This window comes from Acidimicrobiales bacterium (assembly GCA_035531755.1).
Classification (GTDB): domain Bacteria; phylum Actinomycetota; class Acidimicrobiia; order Acidimicrobiales; family UBA8190; genus DATKSK01.
Genome location: DATKSK010000030.1, coordinates 148,145 through 170,713, shown reverse-complemented (window position 1 = coordinate 170,713; position 22,569 = coordinate 148,145). Strand labels below are relative to the sequence as shown.

General features: G+C 73.3%; 21 protein-coding genes. 16 read left to right on the top strand and 5 right to left on the bottom strand.

From position 1 onward, the window contains the following. The first annotated feature begins 34 nt into the window (after positions 1–34). The 5 genes from VMV22_06805 to VMV22_06785 all read left to right on the top strand — a co-directional run bounded on the left by VMV22_06805 (position 35) and on the right by VMV22_06785 (position 3,556). Positions 35–271, top strand: coding sequence for a DUF3107 domain-containing protein (locus VMV22_06805; protein HUY22033.1), 237 nt, complete (start codon positions 35–37; stop codon positions 269–271). A 13-nt stretch (positions 272–284) separates the two neighbouring features. Continuing rightward, positions 285–1,265, top strand: a complete 981-nt coding sequence (locus VMV22_06800; GenBank protein ID HUY22032.1) for an ArsA family ATPase — start codon at positions 285–287, stop codon at positions 1,263–1,265. Next, entirely contained in the window at positions 1,265–2,464 is a 1,200-nt protein-coding gene (locus VMV22_06795) for an ArsA-related P-loop ATPase (GenBank protein HUY22031.1), read from the top strand. The genes VMV22_06800 and VMV22_06795 overlap by 1 nt, the downstream gene beginning before the upstream one ends. Positions 2,465–2,564: 100 nt before the next feature. Then, a complete protein-coding gene (locus VMV22_06790) occupies positions 2,565–2,774 on the top strand; it encodes a hypothetical protein (protein ID HUY22030.1) in 210 nt (69 codons plus the stop codon). A 56-nt stretch (positions 2,775–2,830) separates the two neighbouring features. Then, complete coding sequence (locus VMV22_06785; GenBank protein HUY22029.1) at positions 2,831–3,556, top strand: DUF4232 domain-containing protein; 726 nt, start codon at positions 2,831–2,833, stop codon at positions 3,554–3,556. A 145-nt stretch (positions 3,557–3,701) separates the two neighbouring features. Here the strand turns inward: VMV22_06785 and VMV22_06780 are convergent, their stop codons facing one another. Beyond that, positions 3,702–4,202, bottom strand: coding sequence for a nuclear transport factor 2 family protein (locus VMV22_06780; GenBank protein ID HUY22028.1), 501 nt, complete (start codon positions 4,200–4,202; stop codon positions 3,702–3,704). A 70-nt stretch (positions 4,203–4,272) separates the two neighbouring features. After that, on the bottom strand, positions 4,273–5,514 hold the full coding sequence (locus VMV22_06775) for a diguanylate cyclase (protein HUY22027.1): 1,242 nt from the start codon (positions 5,512–5,514) through the stop codon (positions 4,273–4,275). A 715-nt stretch (positions 5,515–6,229) separates the two neighbouring features. Between VMV22_06775 and VMV22_06770 the strand changes: the two genes are divergently transcribed. The 6 genes from VMV22_06770 to VMV22_06745 all read left to right on the top strand — a co-directional run bounded on the left by VMV22_06770 (position 6,230) and on the right by VMV22_06745 (position 12,237). Next, positions 6,230–6,820 carry a hypothetical protein gene (locus VMV22_06770; GenBank protein HUY22026.1) on the top strand — a complete coding sequence of 197 codons (591 nt, stop codon included), beginning with the start codon at positions 6,230–6,232 and terminating at the stop codon, positions 6,818–6,820. Between the two features lie 100 nt (positions 6,821–6,920). After that, positions 6,921–7,586 carry a class I SAM-dependent methyltransferase gene (locus VMV22_06765; GenBank protein ID HUY22025.1) on the top strand — a complete coding sequence of 222 codons (666 nt, stop codon included), beginning with the start codon at positions 6,921–6,923 and terminating at the stop codon, positions 7,584–7,586. 42 nt (positions 7,587–7,628) lie between these two features. Next, positions 7,629–8,516: a histidinol-phosphatase gene (locus tag VMV22_06760; protein HUY22024.1), complete on the top strand. Its 888-nt coding sequence runs from the start codon at positions 7,629–7,631 to the stop codon at positions 8,514–8,516. Further along, complete coding sequence (locus VMV22_06755) at positions 8,516–10,108, top strand: histidine kinase N-terminal domain-containing protein (GenBank protein HUY22023.1); 1,593 nt, start codon at positions 8,516–8,518, stop codon at positions 10,106–10,108. Before VMV22_06760 ends, VMV22_06755 begins: the two co-directional genes overlap by 1 nt. A gap of 250 nt (positions 10,109–10,358) precedes the next feature. Further along, positions 10,359–10,880 (top strand): RNA polymerase sigma factor, encoded by a 522-nt coding sequence (locus tag VMV22_06750; protein HUY22022.1) that lies wholly within the window; start codon positions 10,359–10,361, stop codon positions 10,878–10,880. Then, on the top strand, positions 10,870–12,237 hold the full coding sequence (locus VMV22_06745) for a hypothetical protein (GenBank protein ID HUY22021.1): 1,368 nt from the start codon (positions 10,870–10,872) through the stop codon (positions 12,235–12,237). The genes VMV22_06750 and VMV22_06745 overlap by 11 nt, the downstream gene beginning before the upstream one ends. A gap of 29 nt (positions 12,238–12,266) precedes the next feature. Here VMV22_06745 and VMV22_06740 read toward each other — a convergent pair whose 3' ends face one another. The 3 genes from VMV22_06740 to VMV22_06730 form a co-directional block, all read right to left on the bottom strand. After that, entirely contained in the window at positions 12,267–12,968 is a 702-nt protein-coding gene (locus VMV22_06740; GenBank protein HUY22020.1) for a response regulator transcription factor, read from the bottom strand. A gap of 199 nt (positions 12,969–13,167) precedes the next feature. Then, positions 13,168–16,020, bottom strand: a complete 2,853-nt coding sequence (locus tag VMV22_06735; GenBank protein ID HUY22019.1) for an ATP-binding protein — start codon at positions 16,018–16,020, stop codon at positions 13,168–13,170. Between the two features lie 178 nt (positions 16,021–16,198). Then, on the bottom strand, positions 16,199–16,480 hold the full coding sequence (locus VMV22_06730; GenBank protein HUY22018.1) for a WhiB family transcriptional regulator: 282 nt from the start codon (positions 16,478–16,480) through the stop codon (positions 16,199–16,201). 192 nt (positions 16,481–16,672) lie between these two features. Here VMV22_06730 and VMV22_06725 point away from each other — a divergent pair, with 192 nt between their 5' ends. The 5 genes from VMV22_06725 (at position 16,673) to VMV22_06705 (ending at position 22,564) form a co-directional block, all read left to right on the top strand. Further along, positions 16,673–17,428 (top strand): glycerophosphodiester phosphodiesterase, encoded by a 756-nt coding sequence (locus VMV22_06725; protein ID HUY22017.1) that lies wholly within the window; start codon positions 16,673–16,675, stop codon positions 17,426–17,428. Positions 17,429–17,512: 84 nt separating this feature from the next. Then, positions 17,513–18,292, top strand: coding sequence for an electron transfer flavoprotein subunit beta/FixA family protein (locus tag VMV22_06720; protein HUY22016.1), 780 nt, complete (start codon positions 17,513–17,515; stop codon positions 18,290–18,292). Positions 18,293–18,375: 83 nt separating this feature from the next. After that, positions 18,376–19,347 carry an electron transfer flavoprotein subunit alpha/FixB family protein gene (locus VMV22_06715; protein HUY22015.1) on the top strand — a complete coding sequence of 324 codons (972 nt, stop codon included), beginning with the start codon at positions 18,376–18,378 and terminating at the stop codon, positions 19,345–19,347. A gap of 164 nt (positions 19,348–19,511) precedes the next feature. Next, positions 19,512–20,936 (top strand): MBOAT family protein, encoded by a 1,425-nt coding sequence (locus VMV22_06710; GenBank protein ID HUY22014.1) that lies wholly within the window; start codon positions 19,512–19,514, stop codon positions 20,934–20,936. A gap of 80 nt (positions 20,937–21,016) precedes the next feature. After that, positions 21,017–22,564, top strand: coding sequence for a DUF459 domain-containing protein (locus VMV22_06705; protein HUY22013.1), 1,548 nt, complete (start codon positions 21,017–21,019; stop codon positions 22,562–22,564). Positions 22,565–22,569 lie beyond the last annotated feature (5 nt).

Sequence of the window (22,569 nt, the reverse complement as noted above, 5' to 3'; positions counted from 1 at the left end):
GGGGGCATGGTCAGAGCGGAGGAGCGAGGCACAGGTGGACGTGCGCATCGGGATCGTGCAGAGCGCCAAGGAGCTCGAGGTCGAACTGGGCGAGGACGCCGACCGCGACGCAGTCATCGCGCAGATCGAGTCCTCCCTGAGCGGGGACGACGCCGTCCTGTGGCTGACCGACCGCAAGGGCCGGCGTGTGGCGGTGCCCGTGGCCAAGGTCGCCTACATCGAGGTCGGGGCACCCACCCACGAGCGCCGGGTCGGCTTCGGCGCCCCTTGAGCCCGACCGGTCGGTGCCTCGACCGGTGACCGGCGCGGCGCGCCCCATGGTGGGGCTCCTCGACCGCAGGCTCCTGTTCGTCACCGGCAAGGGGGGCGTCGGCAAGACCACGGTCGCCGCCGCCCTGGCGCTGCACGCCGCCGAGCACGGGCGCCGCACGCTGCTGTGTGAGGTCGACGCCAAAGGCGACGTCGCCGCCTACCTCGAGACGGGCCCCACGAGCTTCGCGGCTCGCGAGGTGCAACCGTCGCTGTGGGTGATGTCGATGGACACCGAGGCTTCCCTGCGCGAGTACCTGCGGCTCAACCTGCGGATCCCGGTGGTGGGCCGCATCGGGCCACTGGCGAAGGCGTTCGACTTCGTGGCCACGGCCGCCCCCGGGGTCCGCGAGATCCTCACGGTGGGGAAGTTCTGCTACGAGGTCCGCGAGCGCCACTACGACCTCGTGGTCGTGGACGCCCCCGCCACCGGGCACATCGTCGGGCAGCTGTCGGCCCCCCAGGCGATCAACGAGCTCGTCAAGGTCGGGCTCATCCGGTCGCAGACCGACTGGATGCTCGACATCCTGTCGGACCCCGCCACCACCGGGGTCGCCATCGTCACCACGCCCGAGGAGATGCCGGTCAACGAGACGATCGAGCTCGCCGGCCGGGTGGCGGCGGAGACCACGGTGCAGCTGGCCTCGGTGATCGTCAACCGCGTGCTGCCCGAGCTGTTCGGGCGCAGCGAGGAGGAGGTGTTCACCGAGCTGTGCCGCCCGGAGGTGTCCGCCGAGCTCGGGCGACTGGTGCAGGGCGACGCGTCCCCCGTCCTCGACGCCGCCCGCCTGGCTGTCACCCTCCGGCGGACGCGTGCGGCGCACCTCGAACGGCTGCGCGCCGGCATCGACCCCGCCGTGCCCATGCTGTACCTGCCGTTCCTGTTCACGCGCCTGCACGGGCTGCGCACGATCCGCCAGGTGGCGCGCTCGCTCGGTGAGGAGCTGGGATCCTGATGGCGACGCGCCGGGGGAGGGCGCCCGACCATCGGGGGGCGTCGCTCGACGGCCTGCTGGCCTCGAAGGAGATCGTGGTGGCCTGCGGGCCCGGTGGTGTCGGCAAGACGACGACGGCGGCGGCGGCGGCGGCCATGGCGGCCGCCCGGATCGGCGGGAAGGTGCTGGTGCTCACCGTCGACCCCGCTCGGCGGCTGGCGAACGCCCTCGGCCTCGAGGGCATCGGCAACACCGAGCGCCGGGTGCCCGACGCCGCCTTCGTGGACGCCGGCGTGAAGCCGATAGGCGAGCTGTGGGCGGCGATGCTCGACACCAAGGAGTCGTGGGACGCGCTGGTCCGCCTGCACGCGCCGGACGAGCGGACCCGTGACGAGATCCTGTCGAACCCCCTCTACCGCAACATCTCGGGGCGCTTCGTCCAGAGCCACGACTACATCGCCATGGAGCGGCTGTTCGAGATCCACGCCGAGGGGACCTACGACCTCATCGTCGTGGACACGCCCCCGACGCGCAACGCCCTCGACTTCCTCGACGCACCCGAGCGCATGGCGGAGTTCTTCTCGAGCCGACTGCTGCGATGGCTCATCGTGCCGTACCGGTCCAAGCTCGTGAACCTGGCGTCGAGGCCCTTCTACCAGGTCGCCGACCGGATCCTCGGGACGCAGTTCCTCGAGGACATCGCCCAGTTCTTCATCCTCTTCCAGTCCATGTACGGCGGTTTCGTCGAGCGGGCGCGCGCCGTGCACCGGCTCATGGCCGACCGCCGGACGTCGTTCATCGTGGTGTCGACGCTCGAAGCCGTCCCGCTGCGCGAAGCGGAGTTCTTCGCGCAGGCCCTCGTCGACCGGCGCCTGCACCTCGGGGCCATCGTCCTCAACAAGGTGCTGCCCGACTACCTGCGCGACCCGACCGGTCTGGTCGTGGCGCAGAGCGTGCGCGATCGGGCCGACGAGCTCGCCGCCGCACTGGCGCCCGAGGTGGGCGGGGGCGACGTCGACCAGATCCGGCGCGTCCTCACCGAGATCGGCCAGAGCTACCTCGACTACCGCATCGTGGCCCAGCGCGAGGACGAGCAGCGGTCCGAGCTGGCCACGGTGCCCGAGTCGCTCGTCAGCGTCCCCTACTTCGAGACCGACGTCTACGACCTCGCCGGCCTGCTGCGCCTGGGTGCGCAGCTGTGGGGGCCGGAGATCGCGTGACGCCCGCGACCGGACCTGCGGACGCCACCGCGCCCGAGCTCCCGGTCGACCTCGGCCGCTCCCCGGTCCCTCGGGCGTCCCGTGGGCCGTCGCCGACGACGTGGTCCCCGCCCCCCAGGTCGACGACCTGCCGGTGTTCGCGTCCGGTGGGGTCGACCCCGAGGCGGAGGCCGAGGAGCCGGCCTCCGAGAACCGCCGCCACGCCACCCGCCTCGCCCTCGACCAGGGGCGCCCTCGGCGCCCGCCGCCCGACCACCTCCCGGCCGTCGCCGACCCACCGGAGAACCCCCTCTTCCGTTCGTCGCGGTAGCGGCGTCGACACCGTGGTCGCGCCCGAGCCGCTGATGCGGCACTCTGGTGTACCCCATGGAGCAACGCAATCCCCTCGTCACCCAGCAGAGGGTCCGCCGCATGGTGCGCCATCGCCGCCGGATCCGCCGGGCCAAGGTCACCACGCTGACGGTCCTGATCGTCGTCGCGCTCGGTGCCGCCGCGTTCGGGATCGACCGCGGCGTGGTCTTCGCCCACCACCTCTGGGCCGAGCACCATCGGCCGGTGGCGCAGCCGGTGGCGACCACGACCGCCCCGACCACCACGACGATCCCCGGACCGCCGCGCTGCACCACCGCACAGCTCAACGCCTACCTCTACAACTGGCGGATCACTGCGGGAACCCTCTACGAGGTCGTGGCGATGACCGACACATCGGCGGCGCCGTGCACCCTGGCGGGCTACGTCGGCCTGTCGGTGACGGCCCCCGGGGGCGGAACGCTGGCCGCCCCGGTCCACGACGACCCGACCGTCGGCAGCGCGGCGGGGGCGGCGACCGCGCCGGTCCCCATGACCAGCGGGCAGCGGGCCTGGTTCGAGTTCACCTACCCGGTGACCTGTACCTCGGTGCTACCCGCGGGCCAGCAGTCGTCGGGCACCCCGGGCGAGTGCTACCAGGGCCTCTCGCTCGGCGTCGTGGCGCCCCAGGCGGCCACGCCGATCCTGGTCGCCCAACCGCTGCGTTTCACCTTCGGGACCGCCGGGTTCACGGTCGGGCCCTTCGGGCCCGGGACCCCGCCGTCCTCGCCGCCGGTGGGCTAGCGACACCCATCAACCCGACCGGGTCGGCGCGTACGGCACGGCGCCGGGCGACGGTCGGGGCCACCGGACCGAGGATCAGGCGGTCGGTGTGGATGCACCGTGCGGCGGGCACGCCCGCCTGCGGGCGCAACGGGCGGTCCGGCGGCTACGGCAGCGCCCAGTTGCGATCGGGGTGCTGGGGCGGCAGGTTCATGGGCTCGGTGGGCGCCCACCCGCTGGCGGCCACGTCCTCAAGGACGTGAGCCATGTTGTACGTGTCCTCCTCGTACGAGAACCTGCCGTCGCCGGCGTAACGCAGGCGCGAGTACGCCGACTGGGTGTACGGCGAGCCGTCGGCGCGGGTGCCTGGGATGATCTGGGTCCATTTCACGACGACGTCATCGCCGTCGATGGCCGTGAACTCGACGGGGAATTTCCAGTCCCCCAGGCCGACCATCGAGTGCTCGAGCCAGTGGGCGATGGCCGCCCTGCCCTCGATGCGCCCCCAGGCGGCGTCCACGTAGACGGCGTCATCGGTGTAGAAGTCGGCCAGGGCCCCGAACCCGTCGGGCTCGAGGCCCTCGTCGATGCGGCGCCGCAATTCGTGGTACCGGTCGACGGCGGCCTGGATCTCTTCACGCGGATGGGGACGAGCGCGGGACGTCATCCCAGCGAGGGTAGTCCGGGGCGACGGCGAGGTCCTCCCGGGGCACGCCGAGGACGTCGGCCGGGGCGCCCTACTGCTCGGTGTAGCTGCCGCCGCCCTCGGAGTGGTGCTTGGCGATCGACATGGCGGCGTCAGCCCGGCCGAGCAGCGTGGCGGCGGTGTCGCCGGGCCCGGGATAGGCGAGCCCGACGCTGGCGCTCAGGCAGAACGTGCCCTCGGGCAATTCGACCGGCTCCTCGATGCCCCCGGCCAGCCGGGCGGCGAGTGCTTCGAGCTCCGCGGGGTCGCTGATGGCGGCCACCACCACGAATTCGTCGCCGCCGTAACGCGCCACGACGTCGCCCTTGCGCACCGACGACTCGAGGCGCTTGCCCAGATGCCGCAGGATCTTGTCCCCCGTGGCCTGCCCGTACTGCTCGTTGATGGGGCGGAAGCCGTCGAGGTCGAGGAAGACGACGGCCGTGAGGGGATTGTCCAAGCAGCGTTCGAGGTGGGCGCGAAGCGTCGCCCGGTTGGCGAGCCCGGTGAGCGGGTCGAAGGTGGTGAGCTCCTCGAGCGCGTCACGCGTGGCGCGCAGCTGCGTGATGTCGTGCCCCGACACCACGAGGCCGCCGACCGTGGGGTCGTCGAGGAGGTTCACGATGCTGAATTCGAAGGGCACGCCGTCGGTTCCCCCACGGCGGAGGAGCTCGACCTCGACGACGGTGGGGGAGCGGCTCCACGACGGCTCGTCGACGGAACGGGCCAGCGCTGCGGCCATGGCGCCGCGGTCATGTGCCGTCACGAACTCCACGAGCGGCCTGCCTTCCACGAGCTCCTGGTCGTGGCCGAGCAGCCTCGTGATGGCGGCGGAGACGGACTCGATGCGGCCGGCGGCGTCGAGCAGCATGATGACGCTGGCGGCGTTGTGGACGAGCGACCGGAACTTGCCGATCTCGTCGGAGGCGACCTCCCACCGACGGCGCTCGGTCAGGTCGCGCAGGCTCAGCACGAGGCCCTTCACCGACGGCCGGTCGAGCAGGTTGGCCCCGATGACCTCGACCAGCCTCCAGCCGTCGGCCGCCCGCACCCGGATCTCGATGGGCGTGCCGACGGTCTTGCCCTGGATGCTGGTCATGGCGACGGCCGCCACTTCCTTGTCGTCGGGATGGACGAACATCAGGCAGTCGGTGCCCGTCAGGTGCGAGCTGTCGACCCCGAAGAGTCGCTCGGCGGCCTCGTTCGCCCAGATCAGCTTGGCAGTGTCGTCGATCACGACGACCGCGTCGGGGAGCCAGACGGCGATGTCGAGTAGGCCCCGGGATTCGATCATCAGGAGTCCATCGGCCGCCGCCGACCCGCGCCTTAGTTCTTTGGGCCTTCGCGCCGGTGCACACGGGCCCAAAGAACTCAGGCACCCGGCGGCCCGGCCCCGACGCTCGCGGGAGCAAGCGCACGCCGGCGGGGCGCGGGCAGGGCCTGTCCGCGCGGCGTCGCATGCGGACGCTGGCCGGGGCTCGCCCGATCAGCCTGGTGCACGGGGGGTACTCCGCACCGAGCGCCGCCGGGGGGTGGCGCGCCCGAACGCCGTCCTGAGGCGTGCACCACCGAGGGCTCGGGGCTTCCAGGGGTGTCGTCGTGTGCGACGGCGTCCGGCCCACGGGTGGGCCCGTCGTTGCGTCGTGGACGGTGCCGGAGGATTGTGCAGTCCGCGATGAAGTCCGGCACCGTCGATGCCGACATCATGGCGTGAGGAAGCGGAAGCGAGGCGGACGAGAGGGGCTCGACCCGGCACGGCCATGGTGACGACGGCGAGAGCGTGCGGCTTTGCGTTCACGACTACCGGTCGGCCCTGCGCCAACCGCGTGGGCCCCGGCGTCCCATGGTGCCGGGCGGGCCATCCGTGCCCGACTCCCGGTGAGCGCGACGACGAGCTCGAGGACGCCCTCGACAGGTCGGGCGTGCGTCAGCCGGTGACGCCGCGCGCGGGGTGCGGGCGACGGGCGGCGAGCCGCCACCGGCGTGCCACCGAATTGCTCCGGCAGGCGATGGCGAGTGAGGACGCCGAACAGCTCGGTCTGCGTGCCGAGCACATGATCGCCGATGTCGCCACTGCGCTGACCCTGTTGGGCGACCCCGACGCCTCGCCGACGGCACGCGCCGCGGTGGTACAGCGTTTCGGCCGGGTCGGCGCCATCCTGGTGCTCGGCTACGAGGACCGGTGGTCACGGTGCCGACGCCTCCGGGGCGGCGGGCAGGCCGGCTCCGACGATTCCGTCGGTCCCGACGATTCCGTCGGTCTCGCCGATTCCGTCGGTCCCGACGGTGCGGCCGGTCCCGACGGCGCGGCCGGTCAGATCGAATTCGCCGACGTCGCCAGCGTCGCCGGGGAGGACCGGGATCTGGAGCGGATCGTGCGGGACTTCGCCCGCCTCGATGCCGCCTGTCTGTACGAGCTGCTGGGCGAGATCGACCGGGAAGAGGGGGTCGGCGCCGAGGACGACAACGCTGCCGCCCACCGCTGGCTCCATGCCACCTACGCGGTGGCGGCACGGGACGGGACCCCCGCCGCGCACTACGCCTACATGCGTGCGCTCGACGACGTCATGCGCCTCGTGCGACCGCTGGTGCCCTCCTAGCGCCGCTCGCGCCGCCGCCCGCGCCGCCTCCGCGCCGCCTCCGCGCCGCCTCCGCGCCGCCGCCCCGCTCCGGGGGCCTACGATGCGCCCGGAGGACGACATGACCGACATCGCAGACCCCGTGCTCGAGGCCTACGCGCACGCGCACACCACACCCCCGCCGGCCCACCTCGCCGCGCTCGCCGAGGAGACTCGCGCCACCCTGCCTTCCCCCCAGATGATGGTGGGCGCGCTCGAAGGCAGGTTCCTCGAGATGCTGGTGTACGCGCTGCGGCCGCACTGGGTGCTGGAGATCGGGACATACAGCGGCTACTCCTCGCTGTCGATGGCCGCCGGCCTGCCTCCCGGGGGCCGCATCACGACGTGCGAGCTCAGCCCCGTCCACGCCGCTGCGGCGCGGTCGCACATCGCGTCGAGCCCCTACGCGGATCGCATCGAGGTCGTGGAAGGGCCGGCACTGCAGACCGTCGAGCGCCTCGCGGGGCCCTTCGGACTGGTCTTCATCGACGCCGACAAGTCCAACTACCTCGCCTACTACCAGGCCGTCCTGCCGAAGCTCGCCCCCGGCGGGATCATCGCCGCCGACAACACCCTCTGGAGCGGGCGTGTCGTGGACGAGGGTGACACTTCGACGGACACCGTCGCCCTGCGGGCGTTCAACGACGCCGTGGCGGCCGACCCCCGCGTGGTGTGCGTGCAGCTCACCGTGCGCGACGGCGTGACCCTCGTCCGCCGGGCCGACGACACGCCACCGACCGGCGCCTGACAGCCCGCGCCCGAGCCCGAGCCCGATCCCGATCCCGATCCGATGCTCGATTACCACCTCCATCTGTGGCCCCACGGCCAGCGCGACACCGCGCCCACACTCGAGCAGGTGGCCGACTACTGCGAGCGGGCCCGGTCGGTCGGCGTGGGGGAGATCGCCCTCACGGAGCACCTCTTCCGGTTCTCGCAGGCGGACCGGCTGCTGCGCGGCTTCTGGGACGACGAGCCCGACGAGGCCCTGCGGGCGTCGATGGCGGCGTACTGGGACGACCATGCCCGCGCCGACCTCGACGCCTATGTCGAGTGCGTGCTGGCGGCCAAGGACGCCGGCCTCCCCGTGGTACTCGGGCTCGAGGTGGACTACTACCGCGGCCGCATGGACGATGTGGCCGCACTGCTCGCCGGGTACCCGTTCGACGTCCTGCTCGGGTCGGTCCACTGGATCGGCGTGTGGCGGTTCGACGACCTCGGCGACCCCGTGTCCATGGCGCAGTGGTCGACACGTGACGTCGATGCCGCCTGGGGCGCCTATGCGGCGGCGATCGAGGAACTGGCCGCCACCGCCACGTGCGACGTGCTCGCCCACCCGGACCTGATCAAGGTCACCGGCCACCGGCCCGTCGCCCCCGAGGAGTGTTGGGACCGGCTCGTCGAGGCGGCCGTGACGTCGGGCATGGCCGCCGAGGTGTCGTCGGCGGGTTGGCGCAAGCCCGTGGCCGAGGCGTACCCCGCCCCGCAGCTGCTCGAGCGGTTCGTGGCACGAGGGGTCCCGCTGACCACGGCGTCGGACGCCCATCGCCTCGCCGACGTGGCGGACCGGTCCGCCGAGCTCGCCGCCATGCTCGACCGCCTCCACGTGTCGACGCTGCGGGCGTTCCGCGCCCGGCGCGGGGTCGACGTCCCCGTGGCGTCGCCCGCCCTCGAATCGTGATGACGACGCCCGGCGAGGCGGCCGCACGGCACACCGGGCTCGATGCCGGCAGCCTGGCCCACCTGCAGCGGCTGCTGGGGTCGTGGGGCGTGCTCTCCGACCTGTCGTTCTCGGACCTGCTGCTGGTGGCGCCCGTGGCGGGCACGGACGGCGCCCGGCTCGTGGTCCTGGGCCAGATCCGCCCCACCACGTGGGCGACCCTCCTGCGGGCGGACCTGGTGGGCCAGATGGTCGAGGCCGCCGACTGGCCCGTGGTGGGCGAGTCGATGGCGAGCGGCTCCGTGGCGTCGGGGTTCGCCGTCATCCCGGTCCCCGTGCACGCCCGCCTGACGTCGGCCGACCCCGACTCGCGGGACACCGGGGAGGTTCCCGCCGTGCCCGACACCGCCCAGCTCGAGTGCATCCCCGTGCGCCACGGCGGCGACCCCATCGCCGTCGTCGTGCGCGTGGCCCCCCTCGAGGACCGGCGCCCGGGGCGCCTCGAGCGCGTCTACCGCGACCTGTACACGCGGCTGGCGGGCATGGTGGCCGCCGGGGACTTCCCGTTCGCGGGCGAGGAGTACACCACCGAGGACGCTCCACGTGTCGGGGATGGGCTCGTGCTCATCGACCCCGACGGCTTCGTGCGCTACACGTCACCGAACGCCATGAGCGCATTGCACCGCATGGGCGTGACCGACGTGGTCGAGGGTCGCCGCCTGTCGGATCTCGGCATCGACGACACCGCCGTCGACTACGCCTTGCGCGCCGGGTGCCCCGTCACCGAGGAGGTGGAGCGGCGGCCGGACGTCATCGTGATGCTGCAGTGCACCCCGCTGCTCGAGCAGGGGACCGTGACGGGCGCCATGGTGCTGTTGCGCGACGTCACGGACCTGCGCCGCCTCGACCGGCTGCTGCTGTCGAAGGATGCCGCCATCCGCGAGGTGCACCACCGGGTGAAGAACAACCTGCAGACCATTTCGTCCCTCCTGCGGTTGCAGGCGCGACGGCTCGAGCCCGGCAAGGGCCAGGAGGAGCTGCGCGAGGCCGAACGACGGGTCCGGTCGATCGCCCTCGTCCACGAGATCTTGTCGCGCGAGCCCGGCGACCAGGTCCCCTTCGACGAGATCGTGGGATCGCTGGTGCGGATGGCGGAGGACTCGGTGGTCTCACAGGGCGACATCGTCATCCGGGTCACCGGGGACGTGGGGGAGGTGGCCGCCGACGTCGCCACGCCGCTCGCCGTCGTGCTGGCGGAGCTCCTCCAGAACGCGGTGGAGCACGCGTTCCCGTCGATCGGGGCGGACGCCGACGCCACCGACGGCGCAGGCGCCGCGCCGGGCCCCGGCGACACCGGGCCGGAGGCGATCGGGCACGTGGACCTCGTGCTCGTAAACGACGGCGAGCACCTGACGCTGCAGGTCCGTGACGACGGGTGCGGCCTGCCGCCGGGCTTCGACATCGACCGCACGACCAGCCTGGGGCTCTCGATCGTGCGCGACCTCGTCACCAGCCAGCTCGACGGCTCGATCTCCATGCAGAGCACGCTCGGCACCCTCGTCACGATCGTGCTCCCCGTCCGGGACCCCGCCGGCGGCAGCCCCGCGCCCTGAGGAATCGGGTGACGGTGCAAGGTTCGCGCCCCGTCGTGCGTCTGACCAGGCGATGGCACCTCACGGCGCGACGGCAGGGTTCGGCGGGGTCGTCGTGACCGGGTCCGGAGCCGGGCCCGCGTCGTCCCCCGATCCGGGGCCGGGCCCCGCACCCCGCACCGGCGTCCGCCCCGGCCCGGGGGAGCACGACCGCGATGGGTCCGGGACGCCGGGGACGGCGGCGGCGGCCCCGGGTCGTGGCGACGCCCCCGTGGCTTGCGCCTTCGGCGACCTGTACCTGGGGTCGTTCGCCGACATGGTGCGCCTCGCCCGCGTCCTCGTCGACTCACCCGAGACGGCCGAGGACCTGGTCCAGGACGCCTTCGTCCACCTGCACCGCCGCTGGGACGGCGTCCGCGACCCGCGCGCCTACCTCCACCGCTCGGTCGTGAACGCCTGCCGCTCGCACCACCGCCGGGCCTGGCGCGAGCGCCCGCGCCCGCCCGGGGAGGACCACCACCTGCCGCCGCACCGCCGCGGCTCGGGGGCGGCCGGCGACCCCGAGGCCGCCGCCGCCGAGGCCGAGCAGGCCCGGGCCGACGACGCCGGGGTCCTGGGCGCGGCCCTGGGCACGCTCCCGTACCGGCAGCGGGCGGCACTCGTGCTCCGGTACTACGCGGACCTGCCCGACGCCGAGATCGCGGTGGCGCTCGGGTGCCGTCCCGGCACGGTGGCGTCGCTCGTGCACCGTGGGCTCGAGCGCTTGCGAGGAGTGGTTGACGATGGACGATGACACGGCGATGACACCGTCGGGGGCTCCCGACATCGAGGCCCGCCTGCGCCAGGCGTTGGCGCAGCGCGCCGGCGGCACGCCCGTGACCGCCGCCAACTGGGGGGACCTGGCAGGCCGGCTGGCGGCGGCCACGCGCCGACGCCAGCGGCTGCTGGCCGGGGCCGCGGCGCTGGCCCTGGTGGTCGGGGCGGCCGGTGGGTACTTCGGCGAGGCGGCCGCCTCCACCGGGACCACGGCGTCGCGCGCCGGCGCCGGCCCCGTCTCCTCCACCACGGTGGTGGGCGGGAAGGCATCGCCCTCCGTCGCGGCGCCGGGCACGGCCACGATCTGCCCGGGCGGCGCGGGCACCGGCGGCGAGGTGGGCTCGGCCACCAAGGTCTTCAGCCGGACCACCGCCGACGGCGTGACCGTGCGCGTCTACCGCCTCGCCCCGTCGGGATCCCCGTGCGTGCCCTCCCCGTCGGCACCCGTCGCGGGAGGCTCGACCGACCCGTCGCCGGCGACGACGCTGGCCCCGAACCTGCCCGTGTCCCCGGGCTCGCCCGGATCCACCGGGACGACGACCACCGAGGTGTCGCCCTACGTGTCGGTCGGGCCCTCGTTCAGCATCGAGCTCTCCGACGACAGCGCCGTGGGACAGGGGGTCGTCTCGTCGCCCGTCTGCGTCGGGTCGCCGGCCGCCGGCGCCGGGACGGGGATCGGAGCGGCGTCCGGTTCGGCCGGGGGCACCTCCACGGGGCCGGCCGAGACCGCACCCGAGCCGGTGACCGTGCCCGGGTCGATCCTGCCTCCCGTGACCACGATCGTGCCTCCCGTGACCACGACCACGGCGCCGACAGGCGGCGGCAACGCCGCACAGGAGCCGCAGCAACTGTCGGCCGGGGCGTTCGGCGTGGTCGAGGGCGATCCGGTGTGGTGGGTGGCCGTCGAGGTCGGCAGCGACGTGGCGTCGGTCCGGATGACCTTCGCCGACGGCTCGGTCGACCAGATGGCGCCCGTCGACGGCATCGCCGTCGTGGCGCACCGCGTCAGCGCGGCGACGGCGTCGACGGGCACGGGCCCGTACGACGTGCGCGGCACCCTCGACCTCCTCGGTGCCGACGGTGGGACCGTGGCGACCGCGGGCCTACCGCAAACCCCGCCCCCGACCCCGACCCCGACGCCCACACCGGTCCCCGTCCCGCTCCACTCGGTGGCGCCGGGCACGGCGGTCCCGGGCGGCACGGGCAGCACGATCCCGGGCGGCACGTCCTCGGGCTCGGCGTCCTCTGGCTCGGCGTCCTCGGGCTCGGTGTCCTCGGGCTCGGTGTCCCCGATCGTCGTCTGCCCGCAGCCGTCGTCGACGACGGCCCCGTAGGCCCAGCCGTCGACGGCTGGGCCGCAGCCTCAGTCCCCGGCCATCACCGAGAAGCGGTAGCCGATTCCCCGCACCGTGTGCAGCCAGCGCGGCGTCGCCGGGTCGGGCTCGAGCTTGAGCCGGAGCCTGCGGACGTGCTCGGTGACCGTGGCCGGGTCCTGCCACTCCTGGGTCGAGCCCCAGACGTGCTCGAGCAGTTCCTCGCGTGTGAAGACCTGCTCGGGGGTCGCCGCCAGGAACACCAGGAGGTCGAACTCCTTGGGCGTGAGGTCGACGCCGCGGCCGTCCACCTCGACGCGGTGCGCGGCCCGGTCGATCACGAGGCCGTCGTGCTCGATGCGGTTCGCCGGCTGCGTCGGCTGGCCGCGGCGCAGCACCGCCCGGATGCGGGCTTCGAGCTCGGGGAGCGAGCACGGCTTGACGACGTAGTCGTCGGCGCCGAGGTTGAGGACGCGGACGCGTTCGGACTCCTCGGAGCGACCGGTCAGGACGATGACCGGCAGCGCGCTGTCGCGACGCAGCCGGGCGAGCACCTCCTCGCCGTCGAGACCGGGGAGCCCGAGGTCGAGCAGGACCAGGTCGTAGCGGCCGAGGCTCGCCTCGCGCAGCGTGGCAGGCCCGTCGGTGGCCTCGCCGACGCGGTACCCCACCCGTTGCAGGAAGAGCCTGGTCGCGGTGCGGCTGGCCGAGTCGTCCTCGGCCACGAGCACCATGTGGTCTTCGTCGGTCAAAGTCACGGACCTACCTCCGGGTCGTCCTGCGCCCGCCTACCGGTCGTGCTGCCCCCCACCACCGCACGTGCATTGTTGTCGTTGTCGACCCGGGCGCGGGTCGCGGGGCTCTGCCCCGACGTCGTCCACCCCGGGTGACGGGGCGACGCCCACCCCGGGCTCGTGGGCACCTGCGTGCCCTGCGACCTCTGGTCGACGTTCACCCTTGCTTCGCTCCGATCTCGTGGTCCACGAGCCGCAGGAGTGCTCCGACATCCACGGGCTTGGTCAGGTATCCCTCGACACCGAGGTCGAGCATCTCCCTGATCCTGCCCGGAGTGGCGTCCGCACTCACGACGACAATCTTGGTGTCGACCAATTCGGGCACTGCCTTGAGCCGGTGCAGGAGCTCGTCACCGGGGAGATCGGGCAGGTGGAGGTCGAGGAGGACCAGGTCAGGGCGGTGCTGGCGGGCGAGCTCGAGCCCGGAGCGGCCCTCGGCGGCCCCGATCAGCCTGACCCCGGGGCGCTTGGCGAGCACCTGCTCGACCAGCGAGGCGTTGGAGGGGTTGTCCTCGATGTGCAGCACGACGATGCCCCGGTGCCCCTCGTGCCCGGCCCCGCGCCCGTTCCCGGTCGGCGTTCGAGGACGTCCCGGCGCCGGTGCGGCGGTCGCCGCCGCCCCACCCGTCGCGTCGGCGCTCCGCACCGCACCGCCGTGGCCGTCGGGCTCTGCGGGGGAGGGGACGCGGGTGAGCTCGACCCAGAACGTCGACCCGTGGCCCGGGGTCGACTCCACGCCGATGGCGCCCCCCATGACCTCGACCAGCTGCTTGGACAGGGCCAGGCCGACGCCCGTCCCCTCCACCGCGGAGCGCTCCGCCCCCAGCCGCGAGAACGGGATGAACAGCTGGTCCTGCTGCTCGAGGGGGATGCCGGGCCCCGTGTCCCTGACCTCGAACCGGATCCGGCCCTCCCCCCGGGCATCGGTCCGGAACGACACCGCGCCGCCCCGGTTGTTGTACTTCAGGGCGTTGGACCCCAGATTGAGCAGCACCTGCAGGAGGCGCTGGCGATCGGCGCGCACCCGCAGGGCGCGCCCGGCGCCGACGTCGACCGACAGCTCGATGTCGGCGGCCTCGGCCACCGGTGCGAGGAGCGTGGTGACCTCGTCGAGGACCTCGCCGACCTCGACCGACTCCGTCGACAGGCTCAGTCGTCCGGCCTCGATGCGCGAGATGTCGAGCACCTCGTTGATGAGCGACAGCAGGTGGCGTCCCGCCCGCTGGATCTGGTCGATGCTCGACGCCTGGTCGTCGGGGAGGTCGTCGAGCTCGAGCAGCTGGGCGAAGCCGAGGATGGCGTTGAGCGGCGTGCGCAGTTCGTGGCTCATGCGCGACAGGAACTCGCTCTTGGCTTCGCTGGCGCGCTCGGCATCGCTGGAGGCGAGGCGCAGGGAGTGCTCGAGCCGCACCTGGTCCGTCACGTCGCGTGACACCGTGACGGTCCCGGTGACGTGGCCCGACCGGTCGAACACGGGCCGGGCTCGGGTCTCGAAGGTGCGGACCTCGCCGGTGGCCAGGCGCGCCGTCGTCACGACGGGCTCGGGGATGCGCTCGCCGGCGATGCAGCGGGCGATCAGTTGGTCGAGCACGGCGCGCTCGGCGGCCGGGACGCTGCCCAGGCGGTCGGCGCGCTCGATCAGGTCGTCGGGCGAGGGGCCGCTGCCGGGCCGGTCGGCGGCGCCGATCACGCCGGCCAGGTCCGAGCTGGCCAGGACGACGCGCCCGGTTGTGTCGCGCACCACGATCGTGTCGGGAGAGGCGTGGACGATGGACTCCAAGAGGAACCGGCGGTCGTCGGCGGCGCGCTGCGCCACGTGGCGTTCGGACACGTCCACGAGGTAGGCGACGATCGCCTCGATCCCGCCCCCGGGGCCGGTGTCGACCGTGTACACCCCGTCGACCTCGTGCCACTCCTGCGATGCCGGGTCGCGGCGGAACCGCAGCAGGATCTCGAGACGGTCGCCGCCGCGCCCCGCGCCCGCCACCAGCGCGTCGCGCAGCTCGAGGGCGGAAACCGGATGCAGCCGGTCCACGATGGTGCGGGCGTCGGCGAGGACGTCCGCGGCGGAGATGCCGAGGAGGCGCTCGATGTTCGGGCTCGCATACGAGAAGCGCCGGCTGCCGACGTCGTAGCGCAGTGACACCACGGGGCTGGCGGTCAGGATGTCCTCGAGCTCGCGCCGCGCCCGGTCGCGCTCTTCGACCCGGTCTCGCATCTGGGTGGTGGCGTCGAGGAGCCTCGCCGACAGCCTGCCGATCTCGTCGCGACCGGTCGGCACGTCGACCGGCGTCTCGCCGCGCTCGAGTGCCTCGGTGGCGCGCTCGAGGCGACGCAGCCTCGTGACGACACCGGCGGTGAACAGCTGGGACACGATCACGCCACCGGCGAGGGCGAGGACGACGGCGGCGATGGCGATGGCGGGCAGCACGGCGTTGGAGGTGCGGATGGCGACGCGCTGGTCGGCGATGACGGCGGATTCGACCGCGGTCAGCGACGAGACGTCCGCACGCAGCTGGACGGTCTCGGCCTGGCTGAAGCGCAGGAGCGTGCGTGCCACCGCCGACGGTGCGGGCCGCACCGTCTGCAGCGTGAGCTGGGTCATGTCGAAGAGCAGGCGGTTGGTGTCCCGGTCGATGGCACGTCCCCACCGCCGACCGACGGGCGTGTCGGCGGTCAGCGCCCTGAGCCCGCCGAGCTGGGCGGGGACCATGGCCTGGGCGCGTGCGTATGCGGCCTGGAACGCCGGCTCGCCGGTCAGGAGGTACCCGCCCACCCCGGTCTGCGCCGAGAGCAGGCCGTTCTCGAGCGTGGTGGCGGCGTCCACGATCTGGCGGGCGTGGCTGGCCACGTCCTGGGCCCGGTCGTCGACGTGGGTGAACCAGAAGGTCGACGCCAGGACGACCACGAGAATCGTGATCGGTACGGCGATGACGACGAGACCCTTCGACCCGATGGAACGGTCGACCCACCTGGTGGCGAGCCGCCGGCCCACCGGTGCGTCATCCATGGCGGCACCTCTCGCCGAGGCAGTGAGAGGGAAGAAGAATTGCGTCCCGCCTCGGGAACGAGGATATCCCCCGGCTCGCCGGGACACGCCCGCGACGGGTGACGGGACGCGCAACGGCCCCGGAGGGATCTCCGGGGCCGGGTCGGTGATCGGGGGCGACCGGTGTGCGGGGGAGCGGCTAGGAGGCTCGACGACGGGCGGCCAGCCAGGCCTTGCGGAGCTTGCGGCGCTCCTCCTCCGAGGTGCCTCCCCAGATGCCCGACTCCTGGTTCGTGGCGAGGGCGAACTCCAGGCACGGCTCGATGGCCTCGCACGCCCGGCATACCCGCTTGGCCGCCTCGATCTGCTCGATCGCCGGGCCGGTGGTGCCCACGGGGAAGAAGAGGTCAGGCTCGGTGTGCCGGCAGGCTGCCAGCTTGCGCCAGTCGTCCGCGTCCCATTCGACCGAGCGGTTCCACATGAGTGCCACGACTACCTCCTCCGGTACCGTGCAGCGTTCGCCGTCCGCCCACTTGTGAACCCGTTCACTTGGCTGGCCACGAGGGTTGACCGCCAGGAGTGATCGGTGAATGTGAAGCTACTCCCAAGCGCTCACCCCCGCAAGCGCGAAGATTCGTTCGATAGGCCTCAGAAGGCAAGGAAGAACAAGGAAATGACCGAAGAGCAGTTCGGGTGGCCGCGCCGGGGCGAGGGCGCCCCGGTGGCGGTCCTGGCCCACCGGGGCGGGACCGGGCCCTGGCGCGAGAACACCCTCGAGGCCTTCACCGGCGCCCTGGGGGCGGGGGCCGACGGCGTCGAGCTCGACGTCCGTCGGAGCGCGGACGGCGCCCTCGTGGTCCACCACGACGCCGAGGTCCCGGGCTCGGGCGCCGTCGGGGCCACACCCGCCGACGCCCTCCCACCGTGGCTGCCCACGTTGGGGGACGCCCTGGCCACGTGCGCCGGCGCCCTGGTCAACGTCGAGATCAAGAACCTGCCCACCGAGCCCGGGTACGACCCCTTCGAGCAGGTGGCCACCGACGTCGCCGTCGTCCTGGCCGCCGGCGGGCCCGCGTGGCCGGCGCACGTCGTGGTCTCCTCGTTCTGGCCGGGGACCCTGACGGCGCTCAGAGACGCCGACCGCGGACGTGCCGCGGCCGGGGCGGTCGAGCTCGGGCTGCTCGTGCACCCGTCGCTCGACCCCCTGCCGATGCTCGAGGTCGCCTCCGGCCTGGGGTGCGCGGCGCTGCACCCCCACCACTCGCAGGTGACGGCGTCGCTCGTGGCCCGGGCGCACGATCTCGCCATGGCCGTCGTGACGTGGACGGTGAACCTCCCCGGGGACCTCGACGCCGTGGTCGCCGCCGGCGTCGACGGGGTGATCACCGACCGGGTGGCCGACACCCTCGGCGCCCTCGGCCGGGCCTGACGCCGTCGCCGCCCCGGCCGCGGCGCGGGCGACCACCCTGCACGGATTGGTCGAGGGGCGGGGTTCTCGGGAACAATCGCGCCCATGAACGTCGTCGTCTGTGTCAAGCAGATCCCCGATCCGGCCGCGCCCCAGGCGCTCGACCCGCAGACCCACACCCTGGTCAGGGAGGGAAAGCTGATCCTGGACGACTCCGACGCCTACGGCGTGGAGATGGGCCTCCAGCTCGCCGAGCAGGCCGGCGGCGGGGAGGTCACCCTGGTCTCGATGGCGCCCGCCGGGGAGACCTCCGGGCTCCGGACCGCCCTCGCCATGGGCGCGGCCAAGGCCATCCTCGTGAGCGACGACGCCCTCAAGGGCTCCGACGCGCTGTCGACGGCCAAGGTCCTCGCCAAGGCCATCGAGCGCGCCCAGCCCGACCTCGTCATCGCCGCCACCGAGTCCACCGACGGCTACACCGGGACGACGCCGGTCCAGATCGCCGAGCTGCTGGGCCTGCCCTCGGTCACGTTCGCCAAGAAGGTCTCGGTCGGCGACGGCCGCATGCGGGTGGAGCGCCAGACCGAGGCCGGCTACGACGAAGTCGACTGCCCGCTGCCCGCCGTGGTCACCGTGACCGCCGGTGTCGTCGAGCCGCGCTACCCGTCGTTCAAGGGGATCATGGCGGCCAAGTCCAAGCCGGTGGAGCAGCTGACCGTGTCGGACCTGGGCCTCGACGCCGGCCAGGTCGGCGCGGCGGGCGCGCGCCAGGAGGTCTCCGAGGTCACCCCCGCCGACGAGCGCAAGGCCGGCGAGATCGTCGTCGACGAGGGTGACGGCCACGAGCACGTGGTCCGGTTCCTCGAGCAGCTGAAGCTCGTCTGAGCCCGGCACCGCCCGCACTCCGCACCCCCCGCCCACCCGCGCACCGGCCCCGCCACCGAAACGCACGGCTCCAGGAGAAGAGAATGTCGATCGACAAGGTATGGGTCCTCGCCGAGAGCGCCGAGGGAAGCCCCACCAGCACCACGCTCGAGCTGCTCACCCAGGCCCGCTCGATGGGGACCACCACCGAAGCCGTGACCTGGGGCCCCGGGACCGCGGCGGTGGCCGCCGAGCTCGGCAACTACGGCGCCGCCACCGTCCACGACGTCGGCGACATCGGCGACGCATTGCCGGGGGCACCGGTCGCCGCCGCCATGGCCGCACTGATCGGCTCGGGCAACCGCCCCGACGTCATCCTGGTCCCCGCCAGCTACGACGGCCGCGACATCGCCGGTCGGCTGTCGGTCCGGCTCGACTCGCCGGTGATCACCAATGTCGTCAACCTGGTCACCGAGGGCGACGACGTCCGCTCCCAGCACGGCATGTTCGGGGGCGCGCAGGTGGCGACGGCCCGCTTCACCGGTGAGCGGCCCTGGATCTTCGTGGTCCGGGCCAAGTCCTTCTCGGCCGAGCCCGCCGGCGGCGGCGGCGCGCAGGTGGTCCCCGTCCCGGTGCCCGAGCTCGGTGCCAGCAACGGCGCCACCGTCGTCGCCCGCCACGCCGAGGAGCGCAGCGGGCCCAAGCTCGACGAGGCCGCGGTCGTGGTGTCGGGAGGCCGCGGCCTGGGCGGGGCCGAGCACTACGCCCTGATCGAGGAGCTGGCCACGCTGCTCCGGGGAGCGGCGGGCGCCAGCCGGGCCATCGTGGACGCCGGCTGGGTCCCGTACTCCCACCAGGTCGGGCAGACGGGCAAGACCGTGAAGCCCACCGTCTACATCGCCTGCGGCATCTCGGGCGCCACCCAGCACCTCGTGGGCATGAAGGGCTCGAAGAACATCGTCGCCATCAACAAGGACCAGGACGCGCCCATCTTCTCGGTCGCGGACCTCGGCATCGTGGGCGACGTGCACAAGGTCGTCCCGAAGCTGATCGAGGCCCTGAAGGCGCGCCGCTGATCCCGGCGGGCCCCTCCGGGCCCGCCACCCGCTCCCGTGCGCGCGCCCCGGCGCGCGGGTTCCGGAGGTGCGGCGCGCCGCGTCGCGTGCGGTAGCCTGCGCGGGGTTCGGTCGGCCGTGCGATCCGGGGGTGCGACCGCGCCGGACAACGGGTGATCGCACACATGCTGTTCCCCACCATCGACTTCGCGATCTTCTTCGCCGTGGCATTCACGGCGAACTGGCTGCTGAACCCGTACCCGCGCGCGTGGAAGGCCGCCATGGTGGCTGCGAGCTACGTCTTCTACAGCTGGTGGGACTGGCGGTTCGTGTTCCTGCTGGGTGGGGTGACGCTCGTCGCCCATGTCGGCGCCACCGCGGTGCAGCGGTTCGAGGACGATCGCCGGCGACGCCTCGCTCTCGGGACGAGCGTGGTGGCGCTCCTCGGCATCCTCGGATGGTTCAAGTACTACGGCTTCCTGGCGGTCAACCTCGACAACCTGCTCCACTCCCTGGGCGGGGGGCGTGTGGCGCCGCTCCTGGCCGTGACGCTGCCCGTGGGTATCTCGTTCTTCACGTTCATGGCGCTCAGTTACGTGATCGACGTGTACCGGCGCACCATCGAGCCGGCCCGGCCCGTCGACCTGGTGGTGTACCTGTCGTTCTTCCCTCATCTGGTGGCCGGCCCCATCGTCCGGGGGCAGGAGCTCCTCCCCCAGATCCGCCGCCGGCGCGACCCCGCCGGGATCGACTTCGGCCGGGCCGCGTGGCTCGTCGCCGCCGGCCTCTTCAAGAAGGTCGTGATCTCGTCGTACGTCGAGTCGGCCATCGTGCGCCCGGTGTTCTCCGCTCCGCACCAGCACTCGGCGCTCGAGGTCCTCTTCGGCATCTACGGGTTCGCCGTGCAGATCTACGCGGACTTCAGCGGGTACACCGACATCGCCATCGGCCTGGCGCTGTTCCTCGGGTTCCGCTTCCCGGACAACTTCGATGCGCCGTACACGGCCCGCAACCTCCAGGACTTCTGGCGGCGCTGGCACATGACCCTGTCGCGGTGGTTGCGTGACTACCTGTACATCCCGCTCGGGGGCAGCCGGGGGTCGCGGTGGCGGGTGGCCAGGAACATCATGGTCACGATGGTCCTCGGGGGCCTGTGGCACGGTGCCGCCTGGACCTTCGTCGCCTGGGGGGCGATTCACGGGTTCGGCCAGGTGGGAGGCCATGTCCGGCGGGCCCGCCGGACGGCCGCCGGGCTCGAGCCGCTCCCGGGGGGCACCCTCCGGGTGGCCCTGCAGCGCGTCGTCACCTTCCACATCGTGTGCCTGGGCTGGGTGTTCTTCCGAGCCGACTCGTTCTCGACGGCGACCACGCTGCTCGGGCGACTGTTCACGGCGTGGGGCCGCGCTCCTCTCGTCACGCCGCTCCTGGTGGTCGCGATCGCGGGCACCATCGCCCTGCAGTACCTGCCCACCGATGCCGTGGGCCGGACGCAGCGCGTGTTCGCGCGTCAACGGCTGGGTGTGCAAGGGGCCATACTGGGGGTGGCGCTGCTGGTGATCACGACGCTCGGGCCGCAGGGCGTGGCGCCGTTCATCTATTACCGGTTCTGAGGGCGAGTGCGAGGCACGACCCGAGACGACCAGATCCCGCTGACCAGATGACCGAACCCACTGCCGGTACCGACGTATCCGTGGCCACCGAGGAGCGCGACGCCTCCCGTGCCGGCGACGCCTCCCCCCGCACCTCCACCGGTGGGCCCTCGACGGGCGGCGCCAACGGGCACGGCGCCAACGGGCACGGCGCCAACGGAGTCCGTGGCGCCAACGACAGCTCGGGGGCGAACGGCAACTCGGGCGCGAACGGACGTGTCGACACCGAGGGAGGCGACAGCGCGTCCGCGGGAGGCGACAGCGCGTCCGGCGACGGGGGCGTCCGGGTCGTGAGCCGCGGTGCGCGCGTCACCGGCCGTCCCACCCGAAGCGTCCGTTCGACGCACCGTCGCCAGCGGACACGCGTGCGCCCACCGGCGCGCATCGGTCCGCCGACGCGCATCGGTCCGCCGACGCGCGTCGACCGACCCTCCAAGGCGCCACCCGCGCCGGGCCCGACGGCCGTCACCTCCCTCGACCCCACAGACCTCGGTGCGGCGGAGCCCGGCCTCGTGCTGCGGACGGCGCGGGCCGTGGCCCCACGCCGGCACGCGCCCGATGGCGCGGCGCCGGGGCAAATCCGTGTCACGTGGCGCCACGCGCTCGCCGCCGGCCTGGTGTGCTTCGGGACGTGGCTCGTCCTCGACGCGCCGTCGCTCATGCGATCGGCGCAGGCCGGACCGCTCGGCACCCGCCGCTCCGTGGCCATCGCACTGCTGCGGCCCATCGACGAGGTCTCCAAGGCGCTGGGCCTGTCGCACGTCGTGGGCGCCGCCGACCGGGTGATCGGGCGGACCGGCAGCGGCGTGCTCCAGGTCGGGGGCCCGGTCCCGCACGGGCGGGTGGCTATCGGGGTCCGGGGCCGGACGGTACCGCCAGTGGCCATCCGGCCGGTCCCCACAACCCCGGTCACCGCTCCCGACGGCCTGGCGCCGCTGCCAGCGCCCACGGCGGCGGCGCCGCTGCAGCTGCTCACGGTGGGCGACTCCCTCGGCATCGACTTCGGCCAGTCGTTCGTGAACGACCTCGCCGCCACCGGCGTGGTCCACGCCGTGCTCGACGGCCGGATCGACACCGGCCTCTCCCGGCCGGACTACTTCGACTGGCAGGCCGAGCTCCGAGCCGACCTCTCCCAGTACCACCCCCAGGCCGTGGTGGTGTTCATCGGGGCCAACGACCCCCAGAATTTCATCGACGGCGGCACGGTGTTCACCTACGGGTCCCCGTCGTGGAGCGCGGCCTACGCGTCGCGCGTCGGCGCGTTCATGAAGGCCGCCACCGACGCCGGCGCGCGCGTGCTCTGGGTCGGCATGCCCCCCATGGCCGATCCCGCGTCGAACGCCAAGATGCAGGTGCTGAACGGCATCGACCAGGGCCAGGCGGCGCTGCACGCGGGAGTGACCTTCCTCGCCTCGTGGCCGGTGCTCTCCGACCCCCAGGGCCGCTACACCGCCTTCCTCCCCGACGCCGCTGGCAACGAGGTGCAGGTCCGGGAGCCCGACGGCACGCATATCTCGACCCCGGGGGCCGAGCGACTGTCCCGGACCGCCGTCGCCGCCATGGACCACGCATGGGGCCTCGGCCTGTAGCCACC